We start from the raw sequence: 16,033 nt of genomic DNA on the forward strand, positions 1-16,033 counted from the left end.
ATGAGCGCAGCGTCCAATATTGAACAAGACCCCATCGCAATCATTGGCATCGGCTGCCGCTTTCCAGGGGGCGCCAGGTCACCACGCCACCTCTGGGAGCTGCTCACGCAGGGCCGCTGCGCCATCGTGGAAGTCCCGAAGGAGCGCTGGGACCACCGCCGGTACTACGACCCGGACCCGGACAAGCCCGGCAAGACGTACGTGCGGGCGGGCGGCTTCCTGCAGGAGGCCATCGACACGTTCGACGCGGCCTTCTTCTCCATTTCGCCCCGTGAGGCGGCGACGCTCGATCCACAGCAGCGGCTGCTCGCGGAGGTGGCGTGGGAGAGCCTGGAGGACGCGGGCCTTCCGGCGGACAAGCTCGCGGGCAGCCCCACGGGGGTCTACGTCGGCGGGTTCATGCTCGACAGCATGCTCACGCACATGGGACCGATGAACCGCGATCTCATCGGACCGCACACGGCGGTGGGCTCCACGATGACGGTGCTCTCCAACCGCCTGTCGTACATGTTCGACTTCCAGGGGCCGAGCATCTCCCTGGACACGGCGTGCTCTTCGTCCATGGTCGCCGTCCACCTGGCGTGCCAGGACCTGCGGAGCGGCACCACGTCGCTGGCGCTGGCGGGTGGCGTCAACGTCATGTTCCGGCCCGAAATCTTCGTGGCCATGAGCAAGGGCAAGTTCCTGTCGGCGGACGGGCACTCCAAGAGCTTCGATACGCGCGCGGACGGCTACGGCCGCGGCGAGGGCGCCGGCATCGTGGTGCTCAAGCGGCTCTCCGACGCGGTCCGGGACCAGGACCGCGTCTACGCCGTCATTCGAGGGACGGGCGTCAACCAGGACGGCCACAGCGAGTCCATGACGGCGCCGAGCTCCCGCGCGCAGGAAGCGCTGATTCGCCGCGTCTGCGCCAGCGCCGCGCTGGACCCCACTGAGCTCCATGCCTTCGAAGCCCATGGCACGGGCACCGCCGTGGGAGACCCGGCGGAGCTGGGGGGCCTGGGCGCCGTCTCCAAGCGCGAGGACGGCCAGGGCCCCTGGGTCGGCTCGCTCAAGGCCAACATCGGGCACCTGGAGGCCGCGGCCGGCGTCGCCGGGCTCATCAAGGCGAGCCTGTGCCTGCAGCACCGGCAGCTGCCCCCGCAGGCCAACCTGCGCGACCTCAACCCCGCCATCCCCTTCGACACGCTGGGCATCCGCATCCCGCGCGCGCTCGAAACGCTCGCGCCCCGGAAGGACGAGCCGCTGCGGATGGGCGTCAACTCCTTCGGCTATGGCGGCACCAACGCCCACTGCGTCATCGAGCAGGCCCCGCCCGCCGAGTCGCGGGCCCGCGCCGACGGCCCCCCGGCGCCGCTGCTGCTGCCCCTCTCCGCCCGCGGCCCCGAGGCCCTGCGCGCCCTGGCCCAGTCCTACGCGGAGCTGCTCGCCGCTCCGTCGTCTGCCTCGCTGTCGGACATTTGCTTCTCCGCGGCCACGCGCCGCGGCCACCATGAGCACCGGCTGGCGCTGCTGGCCACGGAGGACGTGGCCGACCTGACGGCGCGGCTGACGTCCTTCGCGTCGGGCAACCCCGCCGAGCTGGGCGCTTCCGGCCGGACGCTCCAGGCCGCGGATGCCCGGCCCGTCTTCGTGTTCACCGGCATGGGGCCCCAGTGGTGGGCCATGGGCCGGGAGCTCTACGCGCAGGACGCGCTGTTCCGCGCCACCCTGGACCGCTGCGACGCCCTCTTCCAGCGGCTGGCGGGTTGGTCGCTGCTGGAGCAGATGCTCGCGGACGAGCAGTCCTCCAACATGGCGCGGACGGACATCGCGCAGCCCGCGAACACGTTCCTCCAGCTTGGCTTGCTGGAGATGTGGCGGCGCGCGGGAGTCACCCCCGCGGCGGTGATTGGCCACAGCGCGGGTGAGGTCGCGTCAGCCTATGCCGCCGGCCGCTTCACGCTGGAGCAGGCCATGCTCGTCATCTACGAGCGCAGCCGCATCCAGGCCAAGGCCGCGGGTCAGGGCAAGATGGCCGCCGTGGGGCTCTCCGAGGAAGGCGCGCGCGCCGCCATCCGGGGGCGTGAGGACCTGGTGTCCATCGCCGCCATCAACGGCCCCAACGCGGTGACCCTGTCGGGTGACGCGAAGGCCATCGAGGAGATCGCCGCGGAGCTGGAGGCGCGCGGCGTGTTCCAGCGCATCCTGAAGGTCGAGGTGCCGTACCACAGCCCCGCCATGGAGGGCCTGAAGCCGGAGCTGCGCCGCTGCCTGGCTTCGCTCCAGCCTTCCGCCGGGCACCTGCCCACCTACTCCACCGTCACGGGCGGGCGCGTCGAGGGCATCGCCTACGACGCGGAGTACTGGTGCGACAACATCCGCGAGCCCACGCTCTTCGCGAAGGCCGCGGGGCAGATGCTGAAGGACGGCTACCGGCTCTTCATCGAGCTGGGGCCCCACCCCGTGCTGCTGGCGTCCATCAAGGAGTGCTGCGCGGAGGCCCGCGTCGAGGGCCGCGTCCTCACCTCCCTCCGGCGGCAGGAGCCCGAGCACAAGACGTTCACCAAGGCTCTGGCGGAGCTCTACGTCGCGGGCATCCCCATCGACTGGAGCGGCCTCTACCCGCGAGGCTCGCGCTACACCTCGCTCCCCACCTACCCCTGGCAGCGTGAGAAGCACTGGCACGAGTCAGAGGAGGCCCTCACGGACCGCCGGGGCTCGGACGAGCATTCGCTGCTCGGTCCCCGCGTCTCCGCGCCGCTGCCCTCCTGGGAGCGCGGGCTGAACGCGCGCTTCCTGCCGTGCCTCCAGGACCACCGCGTCCGGGGCTCGCTCGTCGTCCCTGGCGCCACCTACGTCGAGCTGGCGCTCGCCGTTCGTCACGCCATGGGCCTCTCCGCGCCGCATGCACTGGAAGAGGTGCGGTTCGAGAACGCGCTCGTCGTCACGGGCCATGACGAGCCCGTCGTCCGGACCACGTACGACGAGGCGGCTCAGACGGTGACCATCTACAGCCGGCCGCGCGACAACCGCACGGCGTGGACCCGCCACGCCACCGCGCGCATCCGCCGGAACGTCGACACGCCACCGGAGACGCAGGCCCGCGTGAGCGAGCTCGGCATCCACGCCGAGGCGCCGCTCGACACCGAGGCGCTGTACCGGATGCTGGCGACGCGCGGGCTCGAGTACGGCCCCAGCCTGCGCGGCATCCGCACGCTGCGCCGCAACGAGCAGGAGCTGCTGGCCGAGATTGTCCTCCCCGACGCGGAGGTGGCCCGCGTCACCGCCGATTCGCGGATGCTGCTCGACCCCGTGTGGTTGGACCCGTGCCTCCAGGCCATGGTGTCCTGGCTCCCCGAGGACGACGCGCGGCTCTACCTGCCCATGGGCTGCCGGAGCATCCAGCTCTCCGCCCCGCCCGCGCCCCACGCGCCGCTGTGGTGCCATGCCCGGATTCGCGCGCGCACCGCCCACGCGCTGGAGTGCGACATCACGCTGCTGGACGGCGAGGGCCGCGTGGCCGCGAGGCTGACGGGCGTCGAGTGCGCCGCGCTCGCGGACCGCGAGGAGTCCGTGCCCAGGCCGGCGTTCTACGACTGGATGTACACGCACGCCTTCGAGGCCACCGCCGAGGAGCTGCCCGCGAAGAGCCAGGGCACCTGGCTCGTCTTCGCCGACCAGGGCGGAATCGGTGCCGAGCTGACGCGTGAGCTCGAGCGGACCGGCATCCAGGACCTGGTCCTGGTGACGCGCGGCGAGACGTTCGTCCGCGAGTCGAACCACCGCTTCCAGATTCGTCCCGGAAACGCGGAGGACGTCCGTGCCGTCGTGGAGGCCGTGGGCCGTGTCCGCATCCAGCACGTTGCCTACCTCGCCGGCCTGGACGCGCAGCCGGGGGTTGAGTCGAACGACGTCCAGGCGCTGCTCGACGTGGTGCTGGCCCTGGCGCCGGGCGATGGCGCGTCGCTGCGAATCGTCACCCGCGACGCACAGCGCGCGGCCCCGGGCGACGCGCCAAGCGCGCTGTCCGCCACGCCGCTGATTGGCTTCGCGCGCGTCGTCCCCGCGGAGTTCCCGCACCTGCGGACCCGCTCCATCGACCTGCCGAAGGGCGCCTCGGCGTCGCAGTCGGAGCTGATCGAACGGCTCGCGAGCGAGCTGCTCGCGGAGACGCAGGAGGAGGAGGTCGCGCTGCGCGACTCCCGCCGCTTCGTCCGCCGCCTCAGCGCGAAGCCCCTGCCGGAGTGGGAGGCCCAGACGAAGGGGACGCCCGCGCCGGCTGGGGTGGAGCAGGTGTTCGAGATCACCCTCGACGGCGCCGAGCGCCGGCCTCGACGTGCCACGCGCAAGCAGCCCGCGCGCGGAGAGGTCGAAATCAAGGTCACCCACGTGACGCTGACCCGCGCCGCGGCCGTGCAGGGCCGGCGCGCGTCCGACACGCACTGGCCGCTGGAGGTGGGCGGTGTCGTCGTGGCGGTGGGCGAGGCCACGCAGGGCTTCACGGCCGGCCAGGTGGTGCAGGCGCTGGTCGCGCAAGAAGCGCCCGTTGTCGGGACGCACGTGGTGCTGCGCCTGGACCGGGACTTCGTCAGCGCCGGCGCGTCTCAGGGCCGGCTGCTGCCCTTCCTCGGCGCGGAGTACGCGCTCCATGTGCATGGTCACCTCCAGCCCTCCGAGCGGCTCCTCGTCATCGGGGACGCTGGTGGCGTGGGGACCGCCGTGGTCGAACTCGGCCGCGCGGCGGGAGCCCGGACGGCCATCATCCTGGACGCCGGCACGCACCAGGTGCCGGACGGTGTCCGCGTCTTCGACCGGCGCTCCCCTTCCCTCCCGGAAGACCTCCTGAAGTGGACGGACGGCGCAGGCGTGGACCTGCTGGTGAACGCGTCCTGCGACGCGGAGCCCACCCTCACCAGTGTGCTCGGGGCCTTCGGGCGCTTCGTCGACGCGGGCCCACTCGCTCCAGCGGAGGGCCTGTTCGCCACCGCCTGGCCTCGTGGCGCGGCCTGCGCACGCGTGGACGTCGCGGCCATGCTGCGCCAGCGCCCCCAGGACGCCGCCGCGCGGCTCCAGTCCGTCCTCGGCCGGTACCCGACGCTGCCGGCGCTGCCGTCCGAGGCCTGGCCCGTCGCCCGCGCGGGAGAGGCACCGGCCTGGCTGGCGGAGCATTCGCGAGACCAGGGCCTGGCCCGGCTCACGCTGACGTTCACCGACGGTGAGCCGCTCGCGCTCGCTCCGGCGGCGGACGAGCCGCTCTTCGAGGCGAACGCCACGTACCTCGTCACCGGAGGCTTCGGCGGGTTCGGCCTCGCGCTCGCCCGCTGGATGGTCGCGGAGGGTGCGCGCCACCTGGTGCTCACCGGCCGCAAGGGCGCCTCCACGCCGGAAGCCAGGGCGCTGGTCCAGGAGCTGGAGGCGGCTGGCGCGCGCGTCACCGCGGCCGCCGCGGACGTCAGCAGCATGGACGACATGCGGGCGCTGCTTGCGCGCATCGACGCCACGCACCCGCCGCTCAAGGGCGTGCTGCACACGGCGGCCGTGCTGGACGACGCGCCGATGCCCGACCTGAACCTCGAGCGCATCCAGCGCGTCATGGCGCCCAAGGCGGGCGGCGCGTGGATTCTTCACGAGCTGACGCAGGACCGGCCGCTGGACCTCTTCGTCCTGTTCTCGTCCGTCGCCGCGCTGATTGGCAACCCGCGGCAGGGCAACTACGTCGCGGCGAACAGCTTCCTCGACGCGCTCGCGGAGCACCGGACCGCGCGGGGGCTTGCGGCCATCAGCATCCAATGGGGCGTGCTGGGTGAGTTCGGCATGGCCCAGGACGAAGCGGTGCGGACGTACCTCGAATCGCTCGGCCTCAACCCGATGGCGCCCGCCGCCGTGTTGACCGCGCTCAAGCGGGTGCTGCGCCTGCGCACGCCGCAGCTGGGCCTCTTCGACGTGCAGTGGTCCAAGCTGGGCCGCGCCGCCCCGCACCTGGGCAAGTCCGCCAGGACGTCACACCTGCTGGGCAGTGCCCAGGGTGGCGCCCAGAGCGAGGCGGAGCAGCTCCGCGGCCACCTGTCGGGCCTGGCCCCGGATGAGCGGCAGCCGGAGCTGCAGAAGTTCCTCATCGAGCGGCTCGCCACCATCCTCCAGATTCCCATGGAGCGGGTGGAACCACAGAAGCCGTTGTCGCTGCTGGGCGTGGACTCGCTCCTGTCGATGCAGGTCCAGCGGACCATCCGCGAGGCGCTCGGCATCGAGGTTCCCGCGCTGGAGCTGCTGCGCGCGGGGAGCCTGGTGGAGGTCGCCGCCAACCTGTCGTCGAAGTTCGACGGGCCCGGTGCCGCCGCCGCGGCGCCCCCGCCGGAACCGGTGACGGAGGAAGCCGAAATCGAGCAGCAGGTGAACAGCATGTCGGAGAGCGAGCTGGACACGATCCTCCAGGCGATGCTCGCCGCGCAGACGGCGCAGGAGAGGGAGACGGCATGAGCACCCCGGCTGACGACATGAAGGGCCTCTCGCTCGAGGCGAAGCGCAAGCTGCTCGCCGAGCTCATGGCGAAGTCCGGGAAGGCGGCTCCCCGCCTCTCCCCGCTCGCGTCCGGACAGAAGGCGCTGTGGCTCCTGCACCAGCAGGACCCGGAGAGCGCGGCCTACAACACGCCCTTCGCGCTGCGCATCCGCTCGCGAATCGACGTGGCCTCGCTCAAGCGCGCGTTCGGAATGCTGGCTGAGCGCCACGCGTCCCTGCGCACCACGTTCTCGTCCACCGCGGAAGGCCAGCTCGTCCAGACGTGCCACCCGGCGCTCGAGCCGAGCTTCACCCATGTAGACGCGCAAGGCTGGAGCCCCGAGCAGCTCCAGGCCGAGGTGGCCCGCGCCTACCGTCAGCCGTTCTCCCTGGAGCGGGGCCCGCTGCTCCGTTGCAACCTCTTCTCCCTGGGTGCCGAGGACCACGTCCTCCTGATGACCGTCCACCACATCGTCTACGACGGGTGGTCCGCGGGCATCCTCCAGCAGGAGTTCAACCAGCTCTATCAGGCCATCGCGCGCGGCGAGCAGCCGTCCCTGCCGCCCGTCTCGGGCAGCTACGCCGCCTTCGTCGCGCAGCAGGCGGAGACGGTGTCGGGTGCCGCGGGGCGCGCCCATTGGGACTACTGGCAGAGGAAGCTCGCCGGTGAGCTTCCCATCCTGGCGCTGCCCGCCGACCGGAGCCGGGCCGCGATCGCCGCGAACCGGAGCGGCGCGAGCCCCTTCCGCCTCTCCGCGGAGCTGACGGCCCGCATCAAGGCGCTCGCGCAGAGCGCCGAGGCCACGCCCTTCGTCGTGCTCGTGTCCGCCTATGCCGCCCTGCTGGGGCGCCTGGCGCGGCAGGAGGACATCTTGATTGGCTCGCCCACGGCGGGCCGGCCCGGCTCGGCCTTCCACGACGTGGTGGGCTACTTCGCCAACGCGGTGGCGCTGCGCGCGGACCTCTCCGGTGCGCCCTCCACCCGGACGTTGCTGGGCCGGATGCGCACCGTCGTCCATGAGGCGCTCGCCCACCAGGACCTCCCCTTCGCGTCGCTCGTGGAGCGGCTGGGCATCGAGCGCCGTCCGGGCGTGTCTCCCCTCTTCCAAGCGTCCATCGTCCACCACGCGTCGCGCGAGGGCGGCGGCGGCATGGCGCTGTGGGCCTCGCCTGACGAGGACGCCCGCGTCTATTGGGGCAACCTGGAGCTGGAGCCCTTCCCCATCAGCGATCAGGAATCGCAGTTCGACCTCACGTTGGAGCTGTGGGAGACGCGGGGCGCCTTCTCCGGCGTGCTGCGCTTCAACCGCGCCCTCTTCAACGACGACACCGTCGCCCTGTGGCGCGGCTACTTCGAGAAGCTGGTCGAGGAGATGGTCCGCGCGCCGGACGCGCCAGTCGCCCGGCTGTCCCTGGCGGTCAAGGCCCCGGCCCCCGTACACGAGGCTCGCGTTGAAAGCGCCCCGGCCGTCACCGCCGCGCGGACGCTCGCGGGTTGGTTCGAGGCCCAGGCCGAGCGCAGCCCGAACGCCACCGCGCTGACGTTCGGCGAGACGCACCTCAGCTACGCCGAGCTCAACGCCCGGGCGAACGTCCTGGCGCACGCGCTGCGCGACCACGGCGTGGGCCCCGAGTCCCTGGTGGGCATCTGCGTCGATCGCGGCGCGGAGCTGGTCGTCTCCATTCTTGGCGTGCTCAAGGCCGGCGGCGCCTATGTGCCGCTGGACCCCGCCAGCCCGAAGGACCGGCTCGCGTTGATTCTGGAGGACGCGGAGGTCGCAGCGCTGGTGACCGAGTCCAGCCGCACCGGTGACCTCCCCACGCAGCGTGTGTCCACCGTCTTCGTGGACGCGCTCGACTGGCAGGGCGGCCGGCGTGCGCCGAACCCCGAGCCGGCCATCACGCCGGAGAGCGCCGCCTACGTCATCTACACGTCCGGCTCGACGGGGCGCCCCAAGGGCGTCATCGTCACCCACGCCAACGCCACCCGCTTGTTCACCACGTCGGAGCCGCTCTATGGCTTCGGGCCGGATGACGTCTGGACGCTGTTCCACTCCGCGGCGTTCGACTTCTCCGTCTGGGAGCTGTGGGGGCCGCTGCTGTACGGCGGGCGCCTGGTCGTCGTGCCCCACTGGATGACGCGCGCGCCCGAGGCCTTCGGTGAGCTGATTGCGCGTGAAGGCGTGACGGTCCTCAACCAGACGCCGTCCGCGTTCCGTGCGCTGACGCGCGCGCCGTCCATCGCGGATGGCAAGGGCGGCCGAAGCCTCAAGTGGATCATCTTCGGCGGCGAGGCGCTGGACGCTGCGACCGTCCGCCCATGGTTCGACCGGTATGGCGACGCCGACACGCAGCTCATCAACATGTACGGCATCACCGAGACCACGGTGCATGTCACGTACTACCGGGTGACCGAGGCCGACCTCACCTCCGCCGCGAGCCCCATCGGGCGCCCGCTCCCGGACCTCGAGCTGCACCTGCTCGACGAGCACGGTCAGCCCGTGCCGGCTGGCGTCCCGGGAGAGATGTACGTCGGCGGCGCTGGCGTCGCGCGCGGCTACCTGAAGCGTCCCGAGCTCACCGCGCAGCGCTTCATCGAAGACCCGTCCTCGCCGGGCAAGCGGCTCTACCGCTCGGGCGACCTCGCCATCCGCCTCCCGGATGGCGGCTTCACGTACCTTGGGCGCATCGACGACCAGGTGAAGATTCGCGGGTTCCGCATCGAGCTGGGTGAAATCCAGTCGGTGCTCGCCACGCACCCGGCGGTCGCAGATGCCTACGTCACCACGCATGAGCGCAGCGCGGACGACCGGCGCATCGCCGCCTACGTCGTGCCCAGGGAGAACGCCGCTCAGACGCTCCTGTCCTCGGATGCGGACGGCGGCGTCGGTGACACGCACGTGGGCGAGTGGAAGGCGCTCTACGACGACCTCTATGCGCGCTCGGCCAGCGAGCCGCAGCTGGACCCCCGCTTCAACATCGCGGGCTGGGACAGCAGCTACACTGGCGCGCCGCTCAGCGCGGAGGCGATGAAGGAGTGGGTCGACCACACGGTCCACCAGCTTCTCGTGCGGGCGCCCCGCCGCGTGTTCGAGATTGGCTGCGGCACGGGGCTGCTCCTCACGCGGATCGCGCCGTCCACGGAGGCGTACTGGGCCACCGACGTCTCGGGGGTCGTCGTCGACATGCTCCGGGGCGTCACGGCGAAGTCGGCCGGGCTGGAGCACGCGAAGCTCTTCCACTGCGCGGCGGACCAACTGGACAGCATCGACTTCGGCGACATGCGCTTCGACGCGGTGATGCTGAACTCGGTGGTCCAGTACTTCCCGAGCGCGGAGTACCTCGCCCAGGCCCTGGAGAAGGCCGCACAGCGGCTGGACACGGGCGGCGTCATCTTCGTCGGTGACGTGCGGAACTTCCGCCTGCTCGAGGCGTTCCACGCGTCCATCGTCCTGGCGCAGGCGTCTGGCACGCTCGAACCGCAGGTGCTCAAGGACCGCGTGGCGCAGCGCATGGCGGCGGAAGAGGAGCTGGTGCTCGCCCCGGACTTCTTCTGGGCCCTGAAGCAGCGCATCCCCCGCCTCACCCACGTGGAGATTCGCCCGAAGCGGGGCGCGTGCCTGAACGAGCTGACGCGCTTCCGCTACGACGTGCTCATCCACCTGGACACCCCGCCGAGCGCCGCAGCCGACGTGGCCTGGGGCCCGGGCAACGTGAGCCTGCCCGAGCTCCGCGCCCGGCTGGCCCAGGACGGCACGCGACGCGTCGGCCTGCGCGGCATCCGGAACGCGCGCGTCGAGGCTTCCTTGGACGCGCTGGCGAGCGTGACGGATGGAGCGTCCGCGCGGCCCGGTTCCTTCGAGAAGCTCCGCCGGCGTGTGCTGGACCGCGATGCCACGACGCCCGCGAGCGACCCGGAGCCTGGCATCGACCCCGAGTCACTCCACCAGCTCGCGGAGGCCCTGTCCCTCGACGTCGCCCTGGACTGGTCGCGCGGCGGCGTGGACGGTTCCTTCGACGCGGTCTTCACCCCGGCCGCGAAGGCGACGCGGGGGCCCGTGGCCCTCTTCGGAAGCGCACCGGAAGTCGTCGCGGGGGCGCGCCGCGCCAATGACCCGCTCCGGAGCCGGGTGGACCGCCGCCTGGAGAGCGAGCTGCGCAAGCGGACGCAAGCACATCTCCCCGAGTACATGGTGCCCGCGAGCATCATGGTCGTCGACCGGATTCCGCTGACCGAAAACGGCAAGGTCGACCGGCGAGCCCTGCCCCTCCCGTCCGTCTCACAGGGACTGGAGACGGCCTATGTCGAGCCGCGCGACGGCGAGGAGGAGATCCTGGCCAGCATCTTCGCCGAGCTGCTCGGCGCGGAGCGTGTGGGCGTACATGACAGCTTCTTCGACCTCGGCGGCCATTCGCTGCTGGCCACGCAGGTCGTGTCCCGCATTCGCGCCGTGCTGGGGGTGGAGGTTCCCCTGCGCACGTTCTTCGCGGGTCCCACCGTCGCGGGGCTCGTGGCGGCCGTCCAACAGCAGCGCCAGCGTCCCGGAGCGGCCGCGGTCGACTTCACCGGACCCATGGAGCGCCCGGAGCGCATCCCGCTGTCCTCCTCCCAGGAGCGGCTGTGGATCGTGGACCGCATCGAGGAGACGCGGGCTCCCATCTACGTCATCCCGCTGGTGCTCCGGCTCCGCGGACCCCTCCACCACGAGGCCCTGCGGCAGAGCCTGGACGCCATCGTCCAGCGGCACGAGGTGCTCCGCACCTGCTTCCCGGCGGAGGGCGCGCAGCCCTTCCAGGCCATCTCCACGAACGTCACGGTCGAGCTTCCGCCTGCTGAGGAGCTGGTCCGCCCGGCCGGAGCCTCGGAGGCGGAGCTGCTCAAGCTCATCCAGGTCCAGGCGGGCCTGGAGGTCTCCCGGCCGTTCGACCTCGAGCGAGGTCCGCTGCTCCGGATGCGCCTCTTCCGCATCTCGGAGGTGGAACATGTGCTGGTCCTGACCATGCACCACGTCGTCTCCGACGGCTGGTCCGTGGGCATCCTCGCGCGTGAGCTCGCGGCCGGTTACAACGCGCTGCGCTCGCAGCGTGAGCTGGCCTTGCCGCCGCTCCAGGTCCAGTACGCGGACTTCGCGCTGTGGCAGCGGCAGCTCCTGCGGGACGGTGCGCTCGCGGAGTCCATTGAGGCGCACAAGCAGCGCCTGGCGGGGGCGCCCACGTCGCTCAACCTCCCCAGCGACCGGCCCCGGCCGGAGACGCCGACGTACCGCGGCGGCGTGGTCCGCTTCGACGTGGACCGCTCCCTCACGGCGCGCCTGAAGGAGCTGAGCCGCCGGGAAGGCGCCACGCTGTACATGACGCTGCTGACGGCCTTCACCGCCTACCTGTCGCGGCTGAGCGGCCAGAAGGACCTCATCATCGGCTCGCCGGTGGCGAACCGGAATCGCGCGGCGACGGAGCCGCTGATTGGCTTCTTCGTCAACACGCTCGCGCTCCGGATGGACCTGGCCGGCGACCCCAGCTTCCTGGAGTTGCTGGCGCGCGTCCGGCGCACGGCCCTGGACGCCTACGCAGACCAGGACGTGCCCTTCGAGAAGCTGGTGGAGGTGGTCGCGCCCGAGCGCAGCCTCAGCCGGCAGCCCCTGGTCCAGGTGATGTTCGCGCTCCAGAACGCGCCGTTCTCACCGCCCGCGCTGGACGGGCTCGACGTGCAGCTGCTCGACCTGGACAGCGTCACCGCCAAGTTCGACCTGACGCTGTCCATGCAGGAGTCCGCGGATGGCCTCGCCGGCCTGCTCGAGTTCAGCGCGGACCTGTTCGACCGTGAGCGCATCGAGCGGATGGCCGAGCACCTCGTCGTCATGCTCCGCGAAGCGGTGCAGGCGCCGGAGCGCCGAGTGCCCGAGTTCGCGCTGCTGGGTGCGAGCGAAGCCAGCCTGGTGGCGAAGTGGGAACACGGCCCCAGCGCCCCTCCCGCGCCCGGCTCGGTGGTGGAGCTGTTCCAGGCGCAGGTCGCGCGAGCACCGGAGGCCATTGCCCTGGAGCATCGCGACGTCCGCCTGAGCTACGGCGAGCTCGACCGGCGCGCCACGCGCCTCGCCCGGCACCTCGTTTCGCTGGGCTTCGGCCGGGAGAAGCGGGCCGCCATCTGCCTGCCGAAGTCGGTGGACTTCATCACCTGCATCCTGGGCGTGTGGAAGGCCGGCGGCGCATACGTGCCGCTCGACCCGGAGTACCCCCAGGCGCGCCTGGGCCACATGCTGGAAGACTCGGGCGCGGAGGTGCTGCTCACGGAGCGCGCCCTGGGCGAGCGGCCGGGCTTCCGGGGCCAGACGCTGTGGATGGACGAGCCCCTGCCGGAGCACGCCGCGCCGTCCACCCTGCCGTTCCCCGACGCGAGTTCGGCCGCCTACGTCATCTACACCTCGGGTTCCACCGGGAAGCCGAAGGGCGCGGTGCTGGAGCACCGGGGCGTGGCGAACCTCGCCGTGGCCTCGGTCCCGCGCTTCGGGCTCGGACCGGACAGCCGGCTGCTCCAGGCGGCGTCGCTGTCCTTCGACGTGTCCGTCTGGGACATCGTGATGGCGTTCGCCAGCGGCGCCCGGCTGGTGCTGCCCACCGATGAGACCGCGCGCGTGGGCGAGGCCCTGGCCACGGTGCTCACGGAGAAGCACATCACCCAGGTGGTGCTGTCACCCTCCGCGCTCGCGACGCTGCCGGACGGGGCCTATCCCGACCTCCGCGTGCTCGTCACGGCCGGAGAAGCGCTCCCCTCGGAGCTGGTGAAGAAGTGGGTGACGGGCACCCGGCGCTTCGTCAACGCATATGGCCCGACGGAGACAACCGTCATCGCGACGGTCGCCGAGCTCAAGCAGGGCGACACGGGCGTTCCGCCCATCGGCCGGCCCCTGCCGGGGCTCGTGGCGCGCATCCTTGATGCCGACAAACGGCGGGTCCCCATCGGCGTTCCGGGCGAGCTGTACGTGGGCGGCGTGGCGCTCGCGCGTGGGTACCACGGGCTCGACGAGCTCACCCGAACGCGCTTCATCCCGGACCCCTACTCCGACGCGCCGAATGCCCGCCTCTACCGCACCGGCGACCTCACGCGCTGGGGCGCCGACGGCAGCATCGACTTCCTGGGCCGCATCGACGACCAGGTGAAGCTGCGCGGCTACCGCATCGAGCTGGGTGAGGTGGAGGCCGTCGTCGACAGTCACCCCGCGGTTCAGCGGTCGGTCATCGTGGTCCACCAGGGGCAGCTCGCGGCCTACGCCGTGGGCCGTCCGGGCGCGTCGCTGACGATTCAGTCCCTGCGCGACCACGCCATGGGCCAGCTTCCGAACTACATGGTGCCGGCGCACTTCGTCGTGCTGGAGTCCTTCCCGCTGACGCCCAGCGGGAAGGTGGACCGCAAGAAGCTGCCGGACCCCGTGCAGGCCCAGGCACCCGCCGCCTTCGCCGATGCGCGGACGCGGGAGGAGCAGGTCCTGTCCGGCATCTGGGCCACCGTCTTGAAGAAGGAGTCCGTGGGCATCCACGACAACTTCTTCGCGCTGGGCGGTGACTCCATCCTCGGGCTGCAGATCATCTCCCGCGCCACCCAGCAGGGCCTCCGGCTGCGTCCGCGCCAGCTGTTCGAGCACCAGACCATCGCCGAGCTGGCGCGCGTGGCCTCCAGCACCCAGGTGGTCAACGCCGAGCAGGGGCGCGTGACGGGCAGCGCGCCCCTCACCCCCATCCAGCGCTGGTTCTTCGACCAGGACCGCGCCGGGCCGCAGCACTTCAACATGGCGGTGATGCTCGACGTGGAGCCAGGAATCGACCTGGCCGCGCTTCGCGGCGCGCTCGATGCGGTGGAGCGCCACCACGACGCGCTCCGCTTCCGCTACCGCAAGGTCGGTGACGGCTGGACGCAGTTCCATGCGGAGGAGGAAGCGCAGACCGGCATTCCCCTGGACACGCTGGACGTGGAAGGGAGCGAGCACGTGGAAGAGGCGCTCGCCGATCTCCACGAGTCCCTGGACCTGGAGCAGGGCCCGCTCATGCGCGCCGCCCTGCTGCGGCTGGGCGGGGACTCCGCGCGGCTCGCGCTGGTGGCCCACCACCTCGTCGTGGATGCCGTGTCGTGGGGCATCATCATCGAGGACCTGTTGACGGCGTACAGCCAGCTGTCGAATGGCCAGGAGGTCGGCCTCCCGCCGAAGACGACGTCCTTCCAGCACTGGGCGAAGCGGCTCGAAGCGTATGCGGCGACGCAGAACGCCCGGGCCGAGCTCGACGCGTGGCTCGCCACGGCGCAGCGGGACGACTCGCAGGACCTGCCGTTGAACGACCCACACGCCCCGGACACGGTCAGCGACGCGGGCACGCTCGTGTCGTGGCTGGAAGCGGAGGAGACCCAGCTGCTGCTGAGCGAGGTCCCGACGGCGTATGACGTCAAGGTCAACGAGGCCCTGATTGCCGCGCTCGCCCGGACGCTCACGGGCTGGTCCGGCAACAGCACCGTCCGAATCGACCTGGAAGGCCACGGACGCGAGTTCCTGTTCGAGGACGTGGACCTGAGCCGCACGGTGGGCTGGTTCACCGCGCTCTTCCCGCTCCGCCTGCACGTGGGCGCCCGGGAAGGGGTGCGTGAGACGCTGGCCCGCGCGAAGGACGCGCTGCGCCGGACGCCTCGTGGCGGCCTTGGCTACGGCGTGCTCCGTGCGCTGTCGCCGGATGCTTCGATTCGTTCGAGGCTCGGCGCGATTCCGAACGCAGGCATCGTCTTCAACTACCTGGGACAGATGGGCGCCGTGCCGACGCAAGGCGTGGTGCGAGGCCGCGCCAGGGAGGGCCTGGGCCAGCTACACGCGCCGAGCGCCGCCCGGCCCCACCGCATCGAGCTCAACGCCGTGGTCGAAGCGGGCCAGCGGCTCCGCCTCGACTGGACCTTCGGCGCCAAGGTCTTCCACAAGGAGACCATTGAGCGGCTGAACGCGGAGTTCCACGCCAACGTGCGATCGATGATTCGCGAGCGCGCGGAGCCCGCCGCTGCGGTCCGGGTGGCGTCCGACTTCCCGGCGGCGCGTCTGAGCGCCAAAGACTTGAAGCGCGTGCTCACGCTGACCAAGAAGCCGCGATGAGCCAGGTGGATGGTGAGGGGCAGGACAGCGCCATGACGTCAGAAGAGTCGATTGAAGACATCTACGAGCTCGCCCCCATGCAGCACGGCATGCTCTTCCACGCGCTGATGGAGCCCGGCGCGGGCATGTACGTGGAGCAACTGAGCTGCGAGGTCCGGGGGGACCTGCCCATCGACCGCTGGAAGGAGGCCTGGCAGCACGTCCTCGCCCGGCACCCAATCCTGCGCTCGGGCTTCCTCTGGGAGGGGCTGGAGAAGCCGCTCCAGGTCGTCGCGGTGGAGGCCGAGGTCCCCTGGCGCGTCGAGGACATCCGACACGTGCCAGCGGACGCGCGGCAGCGGTGGGTTGACGACTTCCTGCGCGAGGACCGGCTCCAGGGTTTCGACCTGGGCACCCCGCCCCTGATTCGCTGTGCCCTCATCCGGCTCGAC

The 16,033-nt window shown here is 71.6% G+C and carries 3 protein-coding genes (1 of these 3 only partly in view); all 3 read left to right on the forward strand.

Annotation, left to right across the window (positions count from 1 at the left end; genetic code table 11):
* Tightly spaced (each overlapping or abutting the next), the 3 genes in view from HV824_RS06805 to HV824_RS06815 form a layout consistent with a single transcriptional unit that may run on beyond the window.
* Nucleotides 1–6,459 (forward strand): type I polyketide synthase, encoded by a 6,459-nt coding sequence (locus tag HV824_RS06805; RefSeq protein WP_176422915.1) that lies wholly within the window; start codon nt 1–3, stop codon nt 6,457–6,459.
* On the forward strand, nt 6,456–15,602 hold the full coding sequence (locus HV824_RS06810; RefSeq protein ID WP_176422916.1) for a non-ribosomal peptide synthetase: 9,147 nt from the start codon (nt 6,456–6,458) through the stop codon (nt 15,600–15,602). Before HV824_RS06805 ends, HV824_RS06810 begins: the two co-directional genes overlap by 4 nt.
* Nucleotides 15,599–16,033, forward strand: partial view of a non-ribosomal peptide synthetase gene (locus HV824_RS06815; RefSeq protein ID WP_176422917.1) — the 5' portion only. It continues 12,996 nt past the right edge of the window; the window shows 435 of its 13,431 coding nt (coding positions 1–435); its start codon is at nt 15,599–15,601; the stop codon falls past the right edge of the window. The genes HV824_RS06810 and HV824_RS06815 overlap by 4 nt, the downstream gene beginning before the upstream one ends.

The organism is Myxococcus sp. AM009, from assembly GCF_013372605.1.
In the GTDB taxonomy this organism is placed as follows: Bacteria; Myxococcota; Myxococcia; order Myxococcales; family Myxococcaceae; genus Myxococcus; species Myxococcus vastator.